The organism is Hymenobacter negativus (assembly GCF_016056375.1).
Lineage (GTDB): Bacteria > Bacteroidota > Bacteroidia > Cytophagales > Hymenobacteraceae > Hymenobacter > Hymenobacter negativus_A.
In genome coordinates this window covers 172,029-190,339 of the sequence record NZ_JAEDAE010000003.1, presented here as the reverse complement: position 1 = coordinate 190,339, position 18,311 = coordinate 172,029, and the positions used below count along the sequence as shown (strand labels likewise).

The following is an 18,311-nucleotide window of genomic DNA, read 5'->3' as shown; positions in this document are numbered from 1 at the left end:
CCGCTGCTGCTTCGCGTTGCCTTCGCATTTGTCCATCGTTGCCCGCTACGCCTCGGCGGCATCTGAAGCAACGGAGGCATCCTGCGGCATCTCGGCGGCGGTGGGCAGTACCAGCACGGGCACAGGGCACTGCTCCACCAGCCGGGCCGTGATGCTGCGATGAAACAGGTCGCTCATGAAGCTGCGCTCGCGGGCCAAGGTGATAACCAGGTCGGCCCCCACTTCCTGCGTGGCCGTGAGCACGCCCTCGGCGTAGTCGCTGTCGAGGTAGCCGCGCAGCTCGGGGTGGGTGAAATCGACCAGGCCACTGGACCGCACGGCCCGCAGGGCGGTCGCGCAGCCATCGTCGTCCACCACCCCGTCCGACACGTGGGCCACCACCACGCCTCCCGTCCCAAGCTGGGCCAACAGGGGGCGCAGCGCCTGGGCGGCCGGCCTCAGGACAAACGGCTCGCGGTCGGCCGCAATCAGGAAGCGGTGCGGCGGCTGGGTGGTGGGCGCAGTGGTGGGCACGGTCAGCAGCGGGTAGTGGCCGGCGCGCAGCAGCTCGGCGCACAGGGCCGTCATGCCGGCATAGTCGGGGTGGTCGGCATCGGGCTGGCCTAGCACAAACAGGGCCGGGGCGTAGCGGGTGGCCAGCTCGCGGGCAATGTCGGGGAGCAGGTCGGTAGCCATTTCCACGGCGGCGGGCGCGTGCAGGCTTCGCGCCAACTGGTGCAGGGCCACCACCGTATCGGACTGCCTGGCCAGCTCCTGGCGGTGGTACTTCTCCCCCACCGCACCCACCAGCTCATAGGGGTCCAGCAGCGACGCCCGGTTGGCGTGCAGCAGCACTAGCTGGGCCTGCACGGCCTGTGCCAGCTTATCGGCGTAGTGGATGGCATGGCGGGCGGGCTCGTAGAAACCAGACAGCACGATGAGCGTGAGGAGCATGGCGAAAGCGGGTTTTAGTGAGCGACGGGGATGAAAGCCCGCTTCTCGACCGAGTCAGAAACCAAAGCCGGAATATGGGCCGAGAGCAGCAGCACGGGCACCGGCGTGCGCCGCAGCACGTAGTCGATAACACTGCCAATGAAAGCCTTGTGCGCCAAGCCGTGGCCCCGGTCAAGCAGGGCCACCAGGTCGGCCTCCAGTTCGTGCACGGCTTCCAGAATGCCCGGGCCGGCGGGCTCCTCGCCCACTACTTTGTGCAGGCCGCAGCTGGCCATGCCGTCGGTGAGGTCGCTGTGCTGCGCGGCCCGCAGGCCATGCCAGCCGCCCAAGCTGTCGGCCTCCGACAGCACGGTGACGGCCACCACGTCCAGGTCCAGTCCTTCGAGCAGGGGCGCGACGACCCGGGCGGCCGGGACCAGCCGGAAAGGTCGGTCTTCTACGGCCAGGGCCAGGCGGCGGGGCTGGTGCAGGGCGGTATCGGGCAGGTGCTCGGGCACGAGCAGCAAAGGGCAGCCGGTTTGGCGCGGCAGCGGCGCGGCGCGGTTGCTAAACCACTCATCAAGAAAGCCATTGGTGGCCGTGAGCCCGGCCACGATGAGCATGGGCTGGTATTTCTCGCGGGCCTGCGCAATGGCCCCCAGCCAGTCGGCTTCCAGCACCTCGGCGGTGGTGGGCACGGGCATGGTTTCGGCCACGTGGCGGAGGCAGCGGCAGGTTTCGGGCACGTAGTCCTCGTCCCTGGCCGGCAGCACCAGGCCGTATTCCGTGACGACGGGCACCGGCAGAAATACGTGCACGAGGTGGAGCTCGGCATCCAGCGGGGCGGCCAGCACCGCGGCATAGGCTCGGGCCCGCTCGGCAGCGAGCGAGAAATCAGTCAGCACAACGATGTTGGGAACCATGGCAGATAAGTAGCTAGAAGTGAGGTTGCGACTGGCCGCGTGGCTATGACCGTGGCCGGAATCCGGGCCCCAGAAAAGAATTAGCGCACGGTAAAATTCGCTTTTCCCCACAGGCAAAGCCCTGACGCCGATTAGTTCCGCCAATGACTTTCGTCATGGACAGGCCGCGCCGCACTCAGGCGACGGGCTGCTTCCGGGCTACCGGTGCGGCCAGCTCGTGCGCGGCGGGCTGCCCCAGGGCCCAGGCCGAGAGGCTGGCCAGGGTGGCATCGGCAATGTTGGTGAGGGCCTCGCGGGTGAGATAGGCCTGGTGGCCGGTGAGCAGCACGTTGGGGAAGGTGAGCAGGCGGGCAAACGTGTCGTCGAGCAGCAGGTCCTGGCGGTGGTCAACGAAAAAGAGCGGCTTTTCCTTCTCGTACACATCGAGCCCGAGAAACCCCAACTGCCCGCTTTTGAGGGCGCGCAGGGCGGCTTCGGTATCGAGCACGCCGCCCCGGCCGGTGTTGATGAGCATCACGCCGCGCTTCATCTGGTGCAGCAGCTCGTCGTCAATCAGGTGCTGGGTTTCAGCGTTGAGCGGGGTGTGCACCGAGATGATGTCGGCCTGGGCGCAGAGTTCGGCCAGCGGCACGTAGCGCAGGCCGTACTGCGAGGTCAGGTCGGGGTTGGGCTGCACATCCACCCCCAACAACCGGCACCCAAAGCCGTGCAGAATGCGCGCCACCACCCCGCCAATACGCCCCACGCCCAGAATGCCCACCGTTTTGCCGTGCAGGTCGAAGCCGATGAGGTGGTCGAGGCAGAAGTCGTTGGCCCGCAGCTGCTGGTCGGCCTGCCGCAGGTGGCGGCACAGGGCCAGCATGAGGGCCACGGCGTGCTCGGCAATGGCGTAGGGCGAGTATTCAGGCACGTTGGCCACGCGCAGGCCCAACTGGCGGGCGGCGGCTAGGTCCACGTTGTCGGTGCCGGTGGCGCGCACCGCCAGGTAGCGCACGCCCAGGTCCCAAAGCTGGCCCAGCACCGGGGCCGAGGCATCGTCCCGCGTGAAGATGCTCACGGCCTGCGCCCCCTGCGCCAAGTGGGCCGTATCGGCGGTGAGGGGCGTATCGAGCAGCGTGAGTTGGTGACGGGTTTGGTTGGCGCGCTGCAAAAAGCTGCGCTCAAATCCTTGCGTACTGAAAGCAGTGACGTTCATATGGGGCTTAAAAAGGTCTTCCACTCCATCAGGGAGGGCAATTTTCTGGCGGTGAGTAATTTCTGCCAGCGAGAAATCAGGTCTGAAAAACAATCAGCGAATGGCCGTGGCGGCGTGGGTAGCCACAGCCTGCCGGGCGGCTTCCTGCTCGGCTTCGGCCGCCAGCCCGGCCAGGGCGGTCATGCTAAACAAGCGGCCGCGCAGCACCACCGCCTCAATCAGGCGCAGGTTGTGGATGTCGTCGAGCGGATTGCCGTTGAGCAGCACCACATCGGCCGCGTAGGCGGGCTGAATACGGCCCGAATCGAAGCCGTGGCCTGTGGCCATAGCGGGGTTCGCGGTGCCGGCGCGCAGAGCCTCGGCTGGCGTGAGGCCAAGCGCCACCAGGTGCTCCAGCTCATCGTGCAAGCTGCCCCCATAGAAGAGGTTGGGTGTGCCGGAGCCGGCATCGGAGCCCGCTACCAGGCGCACGCCTAACAGCCCAAACGTGGCCACCATACCGCGCTGCAACGAATCGGCGGCGTGGATTTTGGTTAGCCTGGAGGCCGACAGATGCGGCCGGTCGTGGGCGGCCTGCGCCCATTGCCGGCGCACGTTGGCCGGCACCGAACGCAAGCGCGGGTCTTCCGGGGCGGGGTCGTGCCGCAGGTCGAAGTCGTGCGCCACCAGCCCGGTCATCACGGCGGTGCGGCTCTCCATCAGGGCCTGGGCCAGAGCCGCGCAGCGGCTGGGGCTGAAGCTGGCCACGATGTCCTTTTGCTGGGCTTTGATGCCGGCCTGCAGCGTGGGTAGGGGCCGGGGGCCGGCCAGGGCCGTGGCCCGCGCCGCCACCAGTTCGGCCTCATGGCCGGAGCAGCCCATCAGCAGCTTGTCGGCGTGCTCGATGCTGCGCTGGCCGGCCGCGATGGCATCGAGCACCGGCACGGCCTCGGGCACTGCGCCGGCCAGGTGCACCCGCCCCAGGCGGGCAGCGGCAGCTATTCCCGCAAAGGCCTCGGGCGACAGATATGGGCCGACTTGCAGGCTGCACCAACCCGTTCGCATCAGGGCTTCGGCCCGGGCGTAGCCCTCGGCGCGGGAGGCCGTGAGGGTCAGGCTGGTGCTGGCATCGGCCGAGCCGTCGAGGACGGGGCCGGCCAGCTCGATGCGTGGCCCCACCCGCTCGCCGGTTTCCAGGGCCTGGTAGGTGCGCAGCAGGTCGGCAAGGGGCCGGGCCGCGCTCACGTCGCGAATGCTGGTGATGCCGTGGGCCACGTACAGCGGCAGGGCCAGCTGCTCCTCGGCGGCCGAAGCCAGGGCGTGGGTGTGGAAGTCCCAGAGGCCGGGCACCAGGTACTTTCCGGTGCCATCGAGGGTGGGCACGCCCCGGCCGGCGGGCACCCATTGGCCCACCGATACAATGAAGCCATCGCGCAGCACCACGTTGCGGTGCGGCTCGATTTCGCCCAAGTCAACGTTCACCACGTTCACGTTGGCAATCACCAGCTCATCCACCGGCAGAGGCGCGATGACTGGCGGAATAACGACGACCGCCGGTCGCTGCCCGGTGGCCAGGTGCCCGGAGCAGCTCAGCCCCAGCAGCAACCACAGAAATCGCAGGTTGATATTCATCGCCTTGAAATAGAGATGCTTTGAGTTGCAATATTCATCAACTCAGGCGCCCGAATTCATGACAAAAATCAAGGCCTCGGCTAATAATGCGCAGGGCATTGGAGCCCGGCGGCCCAGTTCTTTGCAGGCGGATTTCACCTTTTTCCGGCTGAATTCCAAACTATTGCCCGGTACGCGCGCAACCCCGCTGGCAGCAGGGCCCCTTCGCATTCGTGTATTTTCCCTGCCGATGTTATGGCTGAGCTCGACCTGCCCGTTTCGGTTGCCTCCCGGCGCAGCCCCGACCTTGCCGGGCTGCTGGCTGAGCTCAGCACCGTGCGCGACGAGATGACCGACTTTGCCGCGCAATGCGCTGGCTACCTGACGCCTATTCACCCAAATTTTCAATTAGGAGCCCGCAACTTGCTGCACTACCTGGCCCTGCGCCAGCGCGACCTGCGCCCCCTGCAATACCGCCTCGCCGAACTCGGCCTGTCATCGCTGGGCCGGGCCGAGGCCCACGCCCTGGCCAATGTGGAGGCCGTGCGGGCGGTGCTGCACACCCTGGCCCAGCCCACCGCAAACGGCCTGGACCAGTCGGCCGAAACCTTCCCAACCTTCAGCAGTGGCCCGCGCCTGCTGGCCGAGCACAGCACCGCCTGCCTGGGGCCGGTGCCGGCCGGGCGCAACGTCCGCATCATGGTGACCATGCCCAGCGAGGCCGCCACCAATTATGCGTTGGTAGAAGAGCTGTTGCGGCAGGGCATGGACTGCCTACGCATCAACTGCGCTCACGACGACGTGGCGGCCTGGCAGCAAATGATTGGGCACCTGCGCCGCGCCGAGCAGGCCTTGGGCAAGCCCTGCAAAGTGAGCATGGACCTGGCCGGCCCCAAGCTGCGCACCCAGGGCCTGACGCCCGGCCCCGCCGTGCTGCAAATAGGGCCAGCCCGCGATGCCTTTGGGCGGAAGCTGGCCCCCGCACGGGTGTGGCTGTGTGCCGCCGAGCAGCCCACGGCGGCCACGGCGGCGGCCGCCAATCTGGCCTTTCCTGCCGCCTGGCTGTCGGGCCTGCGGGCCGGCGAGGCCATTGCGTTTGTCGATGCGCGGGGCCGGCGGCGCAAGCTGCACATTAGCAGCTGCAGCCCGCAAGGCTGCTGGGCCGAGCTTGGCAAAACGGCCTACCTCACGCCGCTCACGCAGTTTCGGGCGGCGGGCGGCACGGCTACGCTTCAGCACCTGGCTCAGCTGGAGCCGTTTATTCTGCTGCGGCCCGGCGACGGCCTGCTGGTGCTCCGCCGGGCGGCGGGCAGCGCACCAGCGGCGGCCGGTGACGAAGCCACGGCGGCCATTGGCTGCGCGTGGCCCGAGGCGTTCGACTACGTGCGGGTCGGCGAGCCAATCTGGTTCGATGATGGCAAGATTGGCGGGGTCATCGAGCAAGTCGCGCCCGAAGCCGTGCGGGTACGCATCACCCAGGCCCGCCCGCAGGGCGAAAAGCTGCGCAACGACAAGAGCATCAACCTACCCGAGAGCCAGCTGCCCCTCGCGGCCCTGACGGCGAAAGACCGCCGCGACCTCGCCTTCGTAGCTCAGCACGCCGACCTAGTGGCCCTCTCCTTCGTCAGCTCGGCGGCCGATGTGGAGCAGCTGCGGCAGGAAATCAGCCGCCTCACGGACCGGGAGCTGCCCATTATCCTCAAAATTGAAACGCGGCGGGGCTTCGAGCAGCTCCCGGCCTTGCTGCTCAGCGCCATGCAGGCCAGCAGCTGTGCGGTGATGATTGCCCGAGGCGACCTGGCCGTGGAATGCGGCTTCGAGCGTTTGGCCGAGGTGCAGGAAGAAATTCTGTGGCTGTGCGAGGCCGCCCACGTGCCCGTCATCTGGGCTACGCAGGTGCTGGAGAGCCTGGCCCGGGGCGGCATGCCCTCCCGCGCCGAAATCACCGACGCTGCCATGGGCGACCGGGCCGAATGCGTGATGCTCAACAAAGGCCCACGCGTGGTGGAAGCCGTGCACATTCTCAGCGGCATTCTGCGGCGCATGCAGGCCCACCAGCGCAAGAAAAGCGCCATGCTGCGCGGCTTGCGCGTGGCCCAAACGTGGCCGGCAGCCTGAAACCCAGCTTATCAGCTCATGCAGCGGGCCGATGGTTTAGGCCGGCTCCGGGTTCTCTGCTCCCACGATGGGCAGCACGCTTTGGTGCTGCTCGAAGAACTCATCGCACCAACGGCACACGTTCTGCAGCTCTTCGCCACGGGCCAGGGCGTGGGCCTCGCTCACCCCAACAGATTCGCCCATTTTCCACGGTTCGCCCTGGTTGAGGCGCTGCATGATTTCGGATTGGGAGGCGCGCAGCAGCACGTCGGCCACTTTTTCCTGGCGGGCATCGCCGAGAGGAAATTTGGTGCCGGGGCAGCAGGGGTTAATTTTCCAGAGTTGAATGCTGATTTCCTGCGGTAAGTCGGTGCCGCCCAGAAAGCCCTTGGCCCCGGAAAGAATGGCGCAGAAATTATGGGTGGGGTCGCGCAACCAGATGTTTTTTTCGAGGGCGCGGCCCCGGGCCCAGTTGCCGCCCAGCCACATGTCCTCGGTGGCGCCCCAGTAGCCCCAGCTCAGACGGTGGCCTTCCACAAGGAGGTGCTCCTTGTCGATGAGTGGGTCGTGGTCGTCGCCGTTCACGCCCCGGCTTTCGAAGAGGTCGGCCAGGGTCATCAGGCGGGAGCCGGCCATTTTATGGTAGCGGTCGATGCTGGCGATGTCGAAGCGCGTGACGCCTTTGGCAATCAGCAAATCGAGGATTTCCGGGGTCAGCAGGTCACCGTTGGTTTGGAGCATGACCTGCGTGCGGCCCTGATATTTTTCCTGCACGGCGTCCAGAATCAGGTAGAGCTTGGCGCGGTCGGCAATGGGCTCGCCGCCGGAGAGGATGAGGCGGTCTACTTGGTCGGGCAGGTTGCGCACAATGCGCAGGCAGTCCTGCGCGCTGATGCGCGTGCCCTGCGGGCCGGAGCTGTTGTAGCAATGGTCGCACTTGTCGTTGCAAAGCTGGGTGAACACCCAGTACACGGACTCGCAGTGGTTGAAATCGGTTTTCATGCAGTGGGAATATTTCGCAGCTGAAATGGGCGTCAGGCTATGCTTCGAATGCACTCAGCCTGACGAGCGGGAGGTTTGTTGAATGCTCTCCCAAAAGGCCAACTCGCTGCCAATGGCCGTGCGCGCGTCCTGCACGAACTCGGCCACCGAGGCGAAGCTGGTGAGCGCGCCCTGGTCGAGGTAGCCGAAGCGGGTGCCCACGGTGAGGGCCTCGCGGCTGTCGTGGGTAACAAAAAGGGAGGTAATCTGGTGCTGCCGGCTCACGCGCAGAAAGAGCTGCTGCATGTCGGCGCGGGTTTGGGCGTCGAGGTTGCCGAAGGGCTCATCGAGCAGCAGCAGGCGCGGCCGGATGATGAGCGCCCGGCCAAACGACACCCGCTGCCGCTGCCCGCCCGAGAGCTGATTTGGCGCTTTTTGGGCGTGCTGGCGCAGGTCCAGCTCATCGAGCATTTCGCTGACCTGCTGGTCGATTTCGGCTTTCGCTACCTTGCGAATGCGCAAGCCAAAAGCCACATTCTCAAACACGGTGAGGTGCGGAAACAGCAGCGGCTCCTGGTAGAGGTACACCATCTGGCGGGCATTGGGCGGCACGGGATGCAGGTCCTGTCCTTGCAAATGCAGGGTGCCGGCATCGGCCGCTTCCAGCCCGGCGAGGATTTTCAGGAGTGTGGTTTTGCCGCAGCCCGAGCGGCCCAGCACCGCCAGCACCTCGCCCTGATTCAAGGCAAAAGAGATGTCGCGCAGCACCGGTTGGGCCGCGAACTGCTTGGATAGATGGGCGACGGTCAGCAGCTCGCTCATACGAGGGCCCCCGGGCCGTACGCGGCGGCGTCGATAGTCAGGCGGGTGGGTTCGGGCCGCACGCCGCACAGCCATTCGGTAAGGCGGTCCATGTAATTGTCGAGGTGGGTGATTTGCTGCACGCCGTGCTCCACAATTGGGTCGAGAGTGGTGGCCAGCAGAGTGCCGCCGTGCTCGTGGGTTTGCCAGGTGATGATGTCGCCCTCGGCGTTGGTCTGGATGATTTCAGCCGACGCCGGCACGCGGGTATACACGCCGTGGGTGTGCCAGCAGGCCTGGCGCGGGGTGAGGCCCTGGTACACGGGGTGGTCGTAGTTCGTGTCCGACACGGGCGGCTTGGTGGGGTCCGTCACCCACCAGTAGTTGTTCACCGGCCGGTCTTCCCACTGCGCATCCAGCCAAGCAGTAGACGAGTCGCCTTCCAGAAAAACCTTCTTGCCGGCGCGCAGGAAATCGTAGATAAGGGCCTTTTTCTCGGTCAGCACCGCTTGGTTCGACTGGAAAGGAATGGCCAGGGCATCCAGGTCACGCACCGCGGCGGCATCAAGGTCGTGCACGTAGAGCAGTTGGTACAGGTCGCGGTATTTCGGAGCTGTAGCCAAGGCGTAGTGCGACCACACGCCGTTGAAAATCAAGCCAATCTTAGCCATGCGCGGGGTCGGAAAAGGTAGAAATCAAGTTCAAAAAATTACGGTACATCGTCACGAGGGCACTATCGGAGCGGCCGGCATATGTTACGTCGGCCAGTGGGCCGCTGGCAGTCAGCAGCATCCGGCCGTTGGTACTCACCTCATCCAGCACCACTACGGGACGCTGCCAGGTATCGGCCAATAGTACCTCGGCTCCCGGCGCGGCCTGGATGTAGCCGCAGGCCCACCAACCGCTCATGCCGTGCGAGAAGTTCAGCTCGGCTAGGTCGAGGTTGCGCAGCAGGCCGTGGCGGTCGGGGCCCGGGAAGTAGCGCACATCCTGCGTCCGGCGCGAGTTATCCATCACCCACTGGTTGCCGGGCACCCAGGCCGTAAAAAATCCGTCGCAGCATACCAGGGCCTTGCCCGCATCCAGAAATGCCCGCACTTGGTCCTTGATTTTCAGCATCGCCACGTGGTCGGAGCCGTTGGGTATTACCAGCAGGTCGTACGGTGCCAAGTCGGGATTGAAGTCTTTGGTGATGAGGCAGGTGGTGTAGTGCACCAGCTCATTCGAGACGTAATATTTCTCCAGGCCGGCGAGGCCGTTGGATATAAGCAGGGCGTGCAGCATACGGGCGGCGGGGGTTAGCAGGAACAACTACGGCTTACGCAGTAGGGCAGATTTATTGACCAGCAAAAGCACAGCCGGCGGCAGCACCAGCAGCAACGACGCCACGGCGGCCAGCGGCGCATTGGCCTCGCCCACGTAGGTAAACACCTGCACCGTGAGGGTACGCACCTTGCCCACGCTAAGCACATTGGTCAGGCCAAAATCGAACCAGCTCAGCAGGAACGTCTGCACCAGCGCCGTGCGCAGCCGCGGCCACGCCAGCGGCAGCAGCACCTGCCGCAGCGCCTGCCGGGGCGTGCAGCCCAGCGTACGGGCCAGGTGCTCATACTCGGTGGTTTGCCCCGACCAGAAGCTGCCCAGCAGCAGCGTGGCAAAGGGCAGCGCCACCAGCAGCAGCCCCAGCAGCACACCGCCCACCGACCCCGACAAGTGCAGCCGGATAATAAACGGCTGAATGAGCACCGCCAGCAGCACCGGTGGCAGCGCATACGGCAGGTAGCTGGCCGCTTCCAAACGGGCCGCCCGGCGGCTGCGCGCAATGGCGCGGGCCAGCACAAAACCGCCCGCCGTGGCCGCTACTGCCACCGTGCCGGCCAGCAGCAAGCTACGCCCCAGGCCCGCCAGCAGGTCATTATCGGCCGCCAGGAGGCTGCGGAAGACGTTGAGCGAATACACAGGCGGCAGCGCGGCCGGAAAGCGCCACCCCTCGCCCACCGCCAGCAGCCCAAGCAAGCCAAAAGGCAACCCAAAGAGCAGGATTAACAGGAAAGCAAGGAGTCTGGAACGCATTGGTGTAGAGACGCATATTTGCGTCTCATCGTTGAACAGTGACGTGTTAAGGGAGATAAGAGCTAACGACGAGACGCAAATATGCGTCTCTACTCCACGCGCACCCGGCGCGTGAGGCGCAGCAGCACGCTAATCAAGCCCAGCAGACCCACTGCCACCAGAAAGCCCGCCAGGTAGGCGGCGGGCAGCTCGCGTAGGTCGAAGCGCTGGAGGCGGGTGGCGATGTACACACTCAGCATCTGCGGATACGGGCGGCCCAGCAGCAACGGAATGTCGTAGGCTCCCAGCGTGGCAATGAAGCTAAGCAGCAGCGTGGGTGCCGCCCGGCGCAGCAGCACCGGTACCGCCACCCGCCGCCGAAACTGCCCCGCGTTGGCCCCCAAAGTGAGGGTGAGCTGGCGGTAGTCATCGAGCCGGCTTTCCCGGTAAATGGCCAGGAAAAGCAAGGTCAAAAACGGAAACGTGAGCAGCACGTGCGCCAGGATAATGCCAATACCGGCTCCGTCCTGCACCAGCTCAGGGAAGGCTTCGAGGCGCGAAATAAGCCCCAGCCGAAAGCTGATGCGCGCGAGCCACCCCGCCCGGCTTAGGAATTGGAATAGGTAGAAGCCCACCACCAGCGCGGGCAGCAGCAGCGGCACGTAGAGCAGGCCCGGCAGTGGCCAGCGCCGCAGCGTGGGCTGCGCCCGCAGCACCAGCAGCAGCGCCAGCCCGGTCGAAATACCCAACGAAGCCAGCGCCACCCAGCCGCTGAAAAGCGCGGCGTAGGGCAGCCCACTATCGGCCCCCAGCGCCTGCCAGTAGCGCCCGGTGAAGCCAGCGGCCAGCGGCCCGGCCAGCCCCACGCTGCCCAGCAACGCATACGCCAGCCCGGCCAGCGGCAGGCCCGCCACCAGCAGGCCATACAGGCCCAGCAACGGGCTAGGAAGCCGGAACGGGCGTGCCTTCGATGACATAGGTGCGGAAATCCTTGAACAGGCGCGTCATGTATTCCGGGTCGGGCTCGGGCAGGGCCAGGCCCTGGATGGCCTCGCGCCGGGGCGCGTAGCGGCGGGTGGGCAGCTGCTCGAACTGCTGGCGCTGGGCAGCGGGCAGGGCCTTTAGGTTGAGTACGGTATGGTCGCCCCACACGTTGGGGTCCATCTTTTTGAGCTGGGCCTCGGGCGAAATCAGGAAGTTGATGACCAGCATGGCCGCCTCGGGGTGTTGGGCGTGGCGCACAATGCCCAGATAATGCGAATTCTGGATGGTGCCGGGGGCGGGCACGTAGGCGCGGGCCGTGGCCGGAAATACCTTTTGATTAACCTTGTTGTCGACCTCCGCGTCGTTGTTGGAGAAGGTAAAGGCAACCTCGCCGTTGGCAAAAAGCTGGTGCAGCGGGGCCAGCTGCTCGGGGAAGGTCTGGCCTTGCTTCCAGAAGTAAGGCTTGCTCTCGTTTATCTGCCGCCACAGCGCGCCCGACCACTTCTTATACACGGCCTCATCGAACTTCCCTTGAAACAGCTTCGGGTCGCCCGACAAGGCCATCATCCACGATTTCAGCAAGGTCATGCCCGTAAACTCGTTCGGGATAGTGAACTGGCCGGGGTGCGCTTTCACGAAAGCAGGCAGCTCGGCAAACGAGCGGGGCGGCTGCGCCACACGGGCCGAATCATAGATAAACGTGAACTGCACGTTGCCCCAGGGGCACTCCATGCCCGCCACCGGCTGCTGAAAATCGGTATTGATGAAAGGGTTTTGCAAGTCGAGCAGAGGAGCGTTGGGCAGCTTCGCCACGAACGGACCGAGCAACGCATCTACCTGCCGCAGCTGGTAAAATGTCTCGCCGTTAATCCAGACCATGTCGGCCTCGCTGGGCTGGTTGGCCTGCTGCTCGGCGGCCAAAGTCTGGACCAGGCCCGCGCCCTGGCCGGCCGCAATTTGCAGGTCGATACCAAAGCGGCGCTTCACCTCGGGCTTCACGTAGGTGCTCATGTATTGGTTGATGAGCGGGTCGCCCTGCCACATCATCAGGCTCACAGTATGGCTTTTGCCGGTGGCTTCGATTTGCGGCCAGGTTTGGGCGAGTACCTGTTGGGGCTCGCGGAGCTTGTCGGAGCCGCAGGCAGTGAGCAGGGCAAGCGCGGTGAGGAATGGAAGGAGTGTTTTTTTCATTATCGAAAACGAAAGAACGATGTAGAGACGCAATATTTTGCGTCTCGTCGTTGAATGGTGACACCTGAATGGCTCCTCACCGGCGCGGTACCGCCCGTTCAACGCCGAGACGCAAAATATTGCGTCTCTACATCGCTCCATGAATTACAGCGCGTAGCGCAGGCCGAACTGGAACTGGCGCGGCGCACTCGCATTGCGCCGGATGATGCCCGAGCCCGCCGCACCGGTCTGAATCTGGTTGCTCTGGGTAGCGTTGTTGGCGTAGCCGCTCAGATTCTGGGTGTTGAAGACGTTGAACACATCGGCAGTCAGCTCGATGCGGCTGGTTTTCTGGCCAAAATGCAGCGTGTACTGCGCGCCCACGTCAAACGTTTTCGACCAGGGCAGCCGGTCGGAATTGCGGCCTTCGCCGGGGAAGCGGTCGGCGTTGCCGAGGTAGGCGCTGCTGAAGGAGCTGCCGTCGCCGTTCAGGTCGTTGGTGAATACGTTGGTGGTACCGGGCACCAGGTAAGCCCCCGCCACGCGGTTGATGGGCTGGCCGCTTTGCAGCAGCGCGGCCAGCGTAAAGCGCAGGCTTCGAATGGGATAATAGCTGCCAATGGCGTTAATAACGTGCGTGCGGTCGTTGATGGAATTGGCGAACTCAGGGCCGTAATTATTCGCATCGGCGGCGCGGAAGTTTACGTCTTCGGTATCATTCTTCAGGTTCGAGAGCGTGTAGGACACGCGGTAGCCGTACTTATCCTCGGCAGCATCTTTCTGCACGTTGAAGCTGGCGGCCATGTAGCGCGAGCGGCCCGCCGATTCGGTTTCGACCACGCTACGGGCTACGCCGTTCACCCGCTGCCCGTTGATAACGGCGTAGGAGCCCGTGGCATCGGTGAAAATGGGCACCGGGCGGGTTGCATCAGCCAGGGTGGTGGTGCGCACCACTACGTTGTTGGGGTCGTTTTGCTGGTAAGACGACACCGCGTTGACGTTGCGCAGGCGGAACAAATCGTAGGACCGGTTATACATCAGGTCCACGTAAAACAGCGTTTTCTGGTTCACTTGGTACTGGTAGCCCAGCGTGGCCTGGTGCGAGTACGGGTTCTGGAAACCGTCCGGGTTCAGAATGCGGCGCTCGCCGCCAAACGTCGTGGCCCGCTGGCCCTGCAGGCTGGCCGCCGACGGCCCGTTGAGGTAGGTCACGCCGCTCGTGAGGCTAGCCCCCTGGTTGCCATCGAAGGTGATGCGGTCCACGTCAGTATTGGCGGGCAGGGCGCCCACGCGCACCAGCTCGCGAAGCTGGGTTTTGTAGTCGGCCGAGTTGGTGTTCTGGCCAATGGCGTCGCTGTACACCGTGTACAGAATCTTGTCGTAGAAGATGCCGTAGCCGCCGCGCAGGCTGCTGCGCTCGCTCAGGCGCAGGTTGAAGTTGGCGCGCGGTGCAATGTTGTTGCGGTCGCCGTGGGCGGCCCCGCCTTGCGAGAGGTTGTCGTAGTCGTAGCGCACACCCAGAGTCACGTTCAGGCGGTCGGTCACGGCCACCTGGTCTTCGAGGTAGATGTTGTAGAGGTTTTGGGTGGTACCGTAGGCGGCCGGTCGCAACTCCACGTTGTAGTAGGTGACGGCGGCACTGGCCGGAATGTCGTTGATGCTCAAGCCTGCGCCGAGGTTGCGCGCCCGCAGCGCGTCCAGCTGCGGCTGCGTGAGCTGCACGGTGTAGCTGCCGTTGGGGTTGCCGCCGCCATACAGCAGGTGTTCGGTGCTGATGATGCCGAAGCCGCCCTTGAAAGTGTTGCGGCCCTTGAGCAGCGTGAATTTCTGCTGGGCCTGCCAGGTACTCTGGTGCGAATCGAAGAGGTAGCCGGGATGGCCGAGGTAGGCAATGGCCGCGCTAGCTGGGCTGAGCACCGTCACGTCGGGGCTGCTGGCGTTCTGGGCGCGGGCGTAGTTCCAGCGGAAGCGGGCGTACTGCACATCGGTTTGCGACGTGAAGTTCTGGCCCACGTATACGTTCTGGGTGGCAATGTTGAGCGAATTACGGTCCTGCTTGTTGCCGCTCGATGGGAAGGCAATGCCGCCATCGAGCCCGCCACCCTGGCGCTCGATGTTCACGATGCCCACGTTGGCCCGCAGCGAGGAACGGAACCGCTCCGTCCAGCGCTGGTCGAGCTTGCCCGAGAGGTAGGTAAACTTATTCTGGCCGCGCACCGTGGCGTTGATGCCCAGCTCGGGCGAAGTCAGCACGTTGTCCTTGAAATCGAAGGTTTGCTCGCCGTTCAGGTAGAAAAACGTTTTATCCTTCACCAGCGCACCGCCCACGCCGAATCCGAATTGCTGACGCTGGAAGCCGCTTTTCACTTGGTTGCCCGAAAGGTCGCGCTGCGCAAAATCCGTCTTGCCATCAATGCCCGGGCCGGGCCGCGTCAGGTAGAAAGCTTCGGCCGTGAGGTCGTTGGAGCCCGACTTGGTAGTCACGTTCACGATGCCGTTGGCCGAGTTGCCGAACTCGGTGGAGAAGTTGTTGGTGAGCACGCTCACGTTCTGGGCAAAGCCCACCGGAATGGCGAAACGCTGCCCACCCAGGAAGTTCTCGTTGTTGTCGAGACCGTCGATGAGGTAATTGGTGTAGAGGCCGTTGGCGCCATTGATGCTCACGTTGGGCGCTTCGGAGAAGAAGCCGGTGGCCAGCGTCACGTTGGGCAGGCGGTAGAGGGCGCGGGTGATGTCGCGCGCCTCAATGGGAATCTCGCGCAGCTCGCGAGCCGACAGCTCGGACGCCACTTCGGCGTTCTGGGTGTTGAGGGTGGTGCCGTTGTGCGGAGCGCGCACCACCACGCCTTCCAGCGTCTGGGCGCTGAGCTGGGGCAGCACCAGCGTTACGCTGGGGCTGGAGTTGGCGCGGAGCGTGAGGCCGGCTTCGCGCACGGCCTGGTAGCGGTCGGTCACGGTGGTGCTCACGGCGTAGCTGCCGGCCGTGCTCAGGCCCCGGAAGCGGGCCTGGCCCTGGGCATTGGTGGGCTGCTCGGCACTGAAACCGATGGCGGCGTTGTCGAGGTGCACGGGCAGGTTGGCGATGGGCTTGCGGGCATTGTCAAGCACCGACACCACCAAATCGACTTGTGCGAAAGCCCGCTGCAGGGGCGAAAAAAACAATAAAACGAATGCAAAAAGGGATAAAACCTTCTTCATAAGAAAGAGAAAAACAAGCTAAAACAATGCATACAGGCTACCTCGGCCACGGCCCGCTGTCCAACAGGACAAACGTAGTCGCATTGCCAGGGTGACAAATCCAGGAAGTTTTAAAGGGCCGGCGGCCCACGACGGGGACGTGCCGCCACATCGGCGCACTGGCCGACGGTGATGACTGCGGCCGGCTGGGCCACTGACTGAGGGCCACGCAGCCGCCGCAGCCGCCGCAGCAACGGCCGGGTCAGCCGCTGCCGCAGGGCCACGGCGAGGCCCTGCTCGTCATCGACATCGGCCAGCACGGGCAGCACTCCAGCGGCGAGGGGCAGCTGCCGCCGTAGGACAACCCCGAGCTGCGCCGTTTGCCAGGGCAATTGGTCCCAGTCTTGGCTTTCGAACACGGCGCGCGACATGCCCAGCAGGTACACGCCGCCATCGGTGGCGGGGCCAACCACGGCCCCGGTTTGCTGCACGGCGGCCGCGGCCTGCCGCAGCAGGTGCTCAGTAAGCTGCGGGCAGTCGTTGCCCATCACCAGCAAATACTCGTACTCCTGGCCGAACACGCGCCGCATGGCGTTGGTGAGCCGCTCGCCGAAAGTAGCTCCCGTTTGCCGGGCCGAATCGACCCGCACAAAATCAACCTCAGCCCTACTTGCAATAGTCTCGGCCAGGTGAATAAGCTGGGCCGCTACGGCGGCATTACCGGCCCGGGTGCCGTGGCTGATGAAGCGCTTGTGTACCGCCTCCTCGCCCGCCGAGCGGGTGAACAATAAGACGGCAACAGGCGAGCGGGACATATGAAACGGACCCAACTCCTAAGCATTAGGGAGCAGGGCGCAACGCTGGAATACGAAAAAACCTACAACCGAGCTAAGCCCGGGCTGCCACATACGGCAACCATGGCAACTCAGATTCCCGCGAAGGTGGGGGCAAAAAACCGGGAAGCCGGGTTATTTTCGTTCTAATCCGGATTACAGGGTGCGAATAGTGCCTGAAGCCAGATTGCTGCGCAGGGCAAATCGCGCCGTTTCGTGCGCTACCTAATTCAAGCTGCGGAGTATTCCGGCCAGCCCCGGTGGGGGCTGAATCAGCTGGATTAGCGGTGGCCGGGCCGCCATTCCAGCACGTACACGGGCTGCGGGGGCAGGTTTTCGAGGGTTTCGCCGTCGCCCTGGCCGGTGCGTTGCACGAAGAGGCTGAGGGTGCCGTCGGTTTTCCAGCGCTCGGTGTCGTAGCTGGGCTCCCAGTTGCCCACGCAGGTAGTGGTGAGGTCGAGGGACGTCCACTGATTGGTGGCGAGGTCGGGGCACTGCAGCACCGAGGCACGGTCCTGGCGCTCGGCGTCGCGGTAGAGCAGGAAAGCCGCCGTTTTGCCTTTCTGCGTCGAAACCAGCAGCTGCGGGCGCGAAATCGGAATCTTCTTCGTGCCCACGCCGCTCAGGCTAAAGGGCGTGGTGCGCTGGCTGATTTGCGTGGTTTTCCACTGGCTGCCGCTCAGGTAAATCAGCTGATACTGCGGCACCTGGGTGCCAGCCGGCCGCCAGTAGGTGGCGATGTAGGGCCGGCCCTGAGCATCGGCCGTGATGCTGGTTTGGTTAATCAGCTCGCTGTTCTGGGGGATGCGGGCGGCGTACTCGGCGGTTTTTTCGGTGATGGGCAGGGCGTACTTTTCGCCGGTGCTGCGCTGCCAGGTCAGGCCGCCGTCGCGGGAGCAGGCGTAGGCCATGTCGTGGTTAGAGGCCACGTTGGGCGACTCGCGCCACACCCACGAGACGTGGATGGTGCCCCGCGCATCAATACAGGCCTGCCAATAGGCGTTGCGTTGGCCCTCGCCGTCGATGAGCACGCTGTGCAGGCGGGTCCACTTTTGGGTTTTGGGGCTATATCGGTTAAGTACGAGGTTGCCGTTGCCGGAGCCACCGTCGCGGTACATAAACAGCACGTCGCCGCCGGGGAAGCGGTGAAATTCGGGGTAAGAAACCTTCTGCTCCTGCTGGCCGGTCATGGGCTGAAGCGGGCCCATTTCAAGCGAGCCGGGCGCTTTGCCGCGGCAGTAGTGCAGGGGGTTGTTGTGATGGTCGAAGGACAGGTGCATGTAGCCTGCACCGTCCACCATCAGGCTGATGACGTTGTGAGCGTCTTTCACATTGCCCTGGTATGGTGTGCGTTGCACCTGCCACGGCCCGGCCGGCAGCCGCCGCTTGGCCAGCACCACGTAGGCCGCCGAGTCATACCAGGCCACGTACTGGTCGCGGCCCTGCGTCACCACGGAGTTTTTGCGGAACACTGCGCCGTTCACGTTATTCTTCGCCCAGCCCAGGCCCACCGGCGTCTGGGCGCGGCTGTTTGGGGCTGGCAAAAAACCTCCCAGCCACAGCAGGCACAGCGCAAATCGAAACATCGGCATGAGT

The 18,311-nt window shown here is 64.7% G+C and carries 15 protein-coding genes; 1 reads left to right on the top strand and 14 read right to left on the bottom strand.

Annotated elements, in window-relative coordinates:
- Positions 1-45: 45 nt before the first annotated feature.
- From I7X13_RS08765 to I7X13_RS08750, 4 genes are all read right to left on the bottom strand, one after another.
- Entirely contained in the window at positions 46-933 is an 888-nt protein-coding gene (locus tag I7X13_RS08765; protein WP_198075196.1) for a universal stress protein, read from the bottom strand.
- A 14-nt stretch (positions 934-947) separates the two neighbouring features.
- Positions 948-1,835: a universal stress protein gene (locus I7X13_RS08760; protein WP_198075195.1), complete on the bottom strand. Its 888-nt coding sequence runs from the start codon at positions 1,833-1,835 to the stop codon at positions 948-950.
- 175 nt (positions 1,836-2,010) lie between these two features.
- Positions 2,011-3,030 (bottom strand): 2-hydroxyacid dehydrogenase, encoded by a 1,020-nt coding sequence (locus tag I7X13_RS08755; RefSeq protein ID WP_198075194.1) that lies wholly within the window; start codon positions 3,028-3,030, stop codon positions 2,011-2,013.
- A 93-nt stretch (positions 3,031-3,123) separates the two neighbouring features.
- Positions 3,124-4,641 carry an amidohydrolase family protein gene (locus I7X13_RS08750; protein WP_198075193.1) on the bottom strand — a complete coding sequence of 506 codons (1,518 nt, stop codon included), beginning with the start codon at positions 4,639-4,641 and terminating at the stop codon, positions 3,124-3,126.
- Between the two features lie 234 nt (positions 4,642-4,875).
- Between I7X13_RS08750 and I7X13_RS08745 the strand changes: the two genes are divergently transcribed.
- Positions 4,876-6,738: a pyruvate kinase gene (locus I7X13_RS08745; protein WP_198075192.1), complete on the top strand. Its 1,863-nt coding sequence runs from the start codon at positions 4,876-4,878 to the stop codon at positions 6,736-6,738.
- 36 nt (positions 6,739-6,774) lie between these two features.
- Here the strand turns inward: I7X13_RS08745 and I7X13_RS08740 are convergent, their stop codons facing one another.
- The 10 genes from I7X13_RS08740 to I7X13_RS08695 all read right to left on the bottom strand — a co-directional run bounded on the left by I7X13_RS08740 (position 6,775) and on the right by I7X13_RS08695 (position 18,307).
- Complete coding sequence (locus tag I7X13_RS08740) at positions 6,775-7,719, bottom strand: radical SAM protein (protein ID WP_198075191.1); 945 nt, start codon at positions 7,717-7,719, stop codon at positions 6,775-6,777.
- Between the two features lie 54 nt (positions 7,720-7,773).
- Complete coding sequence (locus I7X13_RS08735; RefSeq protein ID WP_233454723.1) at positions 7,774-8,520, bottom strand: ABC transporter ATP-binding protein; 747 nt, start codon at positions 8,518-8,520, stop codon at positions 7,774-7,776.
- Entirely contained in the window at positions 8,517-9,170 is a 654-nt protein-coding gene (locus I7X13_RS08730) for a hypothetical protein (RefSeq protein ID WP_198075190.1), read from the bottom strand. Before I7X13_RS08730 ends, I7X13_RS08735 begins: the two co-directional genes overlap by 4 nt.
- Positions 9,163-9,783: a hypothetical protein gene (locus I7X13_RS08725; RefSeq protein ID WP_198075189.1), complete on the bottom strand. Its 621-nt coding sequence runs from the start codon at positions 9,781-9,783 to the stop codon at positions 9,163-9,165. Before I7X13_RS08725 ends, I7X13_RS08730 begins: the two co-directional genes overlap by 8 nt.
- Positions 9,784-9,810: 27 nt before the next feature.
- On the bottom strand, positions 9,811-10,572 hold the full coding sequence (locus I7X13_RS08720; protein ID WP_198075188.1) for an ABC transporter permease: 762 nt from the start codon (positions 10,570-10,572) through the stop codon (positions 9,811-9,813).
- Positions 10,573-10,661: 89 nt separating this feature from the next.
- Positions 10,662-11,528 (bottom strand): ABC transporter permease subunit, encoded by an 867-nt coding sequence (locus tag I7X13_RS08715; RefSeq protein WP_198075187.1) that lies wholly within the window; start codon positions 11,526-11,528, stop codon positions 10,662-10,664.
- Positions 11,494-12,726: an ABC transporter substrate-binding protein gene (locus tag I7X13_RS08710; RefSeq protein WP_198075186.1), complete on the bottom strand. Its 1,233-nt coding sequence runs from the start codon at positions 12,724-12,726 to the stop codon at positions 11,494-11,496. The genes I7X13_RS08715 and I7X13_RS08710 overlap by 35 nt, the downstream gene beginning before the upstream one ends.
- A gap of 144 nt (positions 12,727-12,870) precedes the next feature.
- Positions 12,871-15,867, bottom strand: a complete 2,997-nt coding sequence (locus I7X13_RS08705) for a TonB-dependent receptor (RefSeq protein WP_233454722.1) — start codon at positions 15,865-15,867, stop codon at positions 12,871-12,873.
- Between the two features lie 146 nt (positions 15,868-16,013).
- A complete protein-coding gene (locus I7X13_RS08700; RefSeq protein WP_198075184.1) occupies positions 16,014-16,697 on the bottom strand; it encodes a TIGR04282 family arsenosugar biosynthesis glycosyltransferase in 684 nt (227 codons plus the stop codon).
- A gap of 299 nt (positions 16,698-16,996) precedes the next feature.
- Positions 16,997-18,307 carry a BNR repeat-containing protein gene (locus I7X13_RS08695; protein WP_198075183.1) on the bottom strand — a complete coding sequence of 437 codons (1,311 nt, stop codon included), beginning with the start codon at positions 18,305-18,307 and terminating at the stop codon, positions 16,997-16,999.
- Positions 18,308-18,311 lie beyond the last annotated feature (4 nt).

Excerpts from the sequence above, each read along its gene's own strand:
- I7X13_RS08750 (WP_198075193.1), bottom strand. The coding sequence starts at position 4,641 with ATGAATATCAACCTGCGATTTCTGTGGTTGCTGCTGGGGCTGAGCTGC.
- I7X13_RS08745 (WP_198075192.1), top strand. The coding sequence starts at position 4,876 with ATGGCTGAGCTCGACCTGCCCGTTTCGGTTGCCTCCCGGCGCAGCCCC.
- I7X13_RS08735 (WP_233454723.1), bottom strand. The coding sequence starts at position 8,520 with ATGAGCGAGCTGCTGACCGTCGCCCATCTATCCAAGCAGTTCGCGGCC.
- I7X13_RS08725 (WP_198075189.1), bottom strand. The coding sequence starts at position 9,783 with ATGCTGCACGCCCTGCTTATATCCAACGGCCTCGCCGGCCTGGAGAAA.
- I7X13_RS08760 (WP_198075195.1), bottom strand. The coding sequence starts at position 1,835 with ATGGTTCCCAACATCGTTGTGCTGACTGATTTCTCGCTCGCTGCCGAG.
- I7X13_RS08755 (WP_198075194.1), bottom strand. The coding sequence starts at position 3,030 with ATGAACGTCACTGCTTTCAGTACGCAAGGATTTGAGCGCAGCTTTTTG.
- I7X13_RS08740 (WP_198075191.1), bottom strand. The coding sequence starts at position 7,719 with ATGAAAACCGATTTCAACCACTGCGAGTCCGTGTACTGGGTGTTCACC.
- I7X13_RS08710 (WP_198075186.1), bottom strand. The coding sequence starts at position 12,726 with ATGAAAAAAACACTCCTTCCATTCCTCACCGCGCTTGCCCTGCTCACT.
- I7X13_RS08730 (WP_198075190.1), bottom strand. The coding sequence starts at position 9,170 with ATGGCTAAGATTGGCTTGATTTTCAACGGCGTGTGGTCGCACTACGCC.
- I7X13_RS08765 (WP_198075196.1), bottom strand. The coding sequence starts at position 933 with ATGCTCCTCACGCTCATCGTGCTGTCTGGTTTCTACGAGCCCGCCCGC.
- I7X13_RS08720 (WP_198075188.1), bottom strand. The coding sequence starts at position 10,572 with ATGCGTTCCAGACTCCTTGCTTTCCTGTTAATCCTGCTCTTTGGGTTG.
- I7X13_RS08695 (WP_198075183.1), bottom strand. The coding sequence starts at position 18,307 with ATGCCGATGTTTCGATTTGCGCTGTGCCTGCTGTGGCTGGGAGGTTTT.
- I7X13_RS08715 (WP_198075187.1), bottom strand. The coding sequence starts at position 11,528 with ATGTCATCGAAGGCACGCCCGTTCCGGCTTCCTAGCCCGTTGCTGGGC.
- I7X13_RS08700 (WP_198075184.1), bottom strand. The coding sequence starts at position 16,697 with ATGTCCCGCTCGCCTGTTGCCGTCTTATTGTTCACCCGCTCGGCGGGC.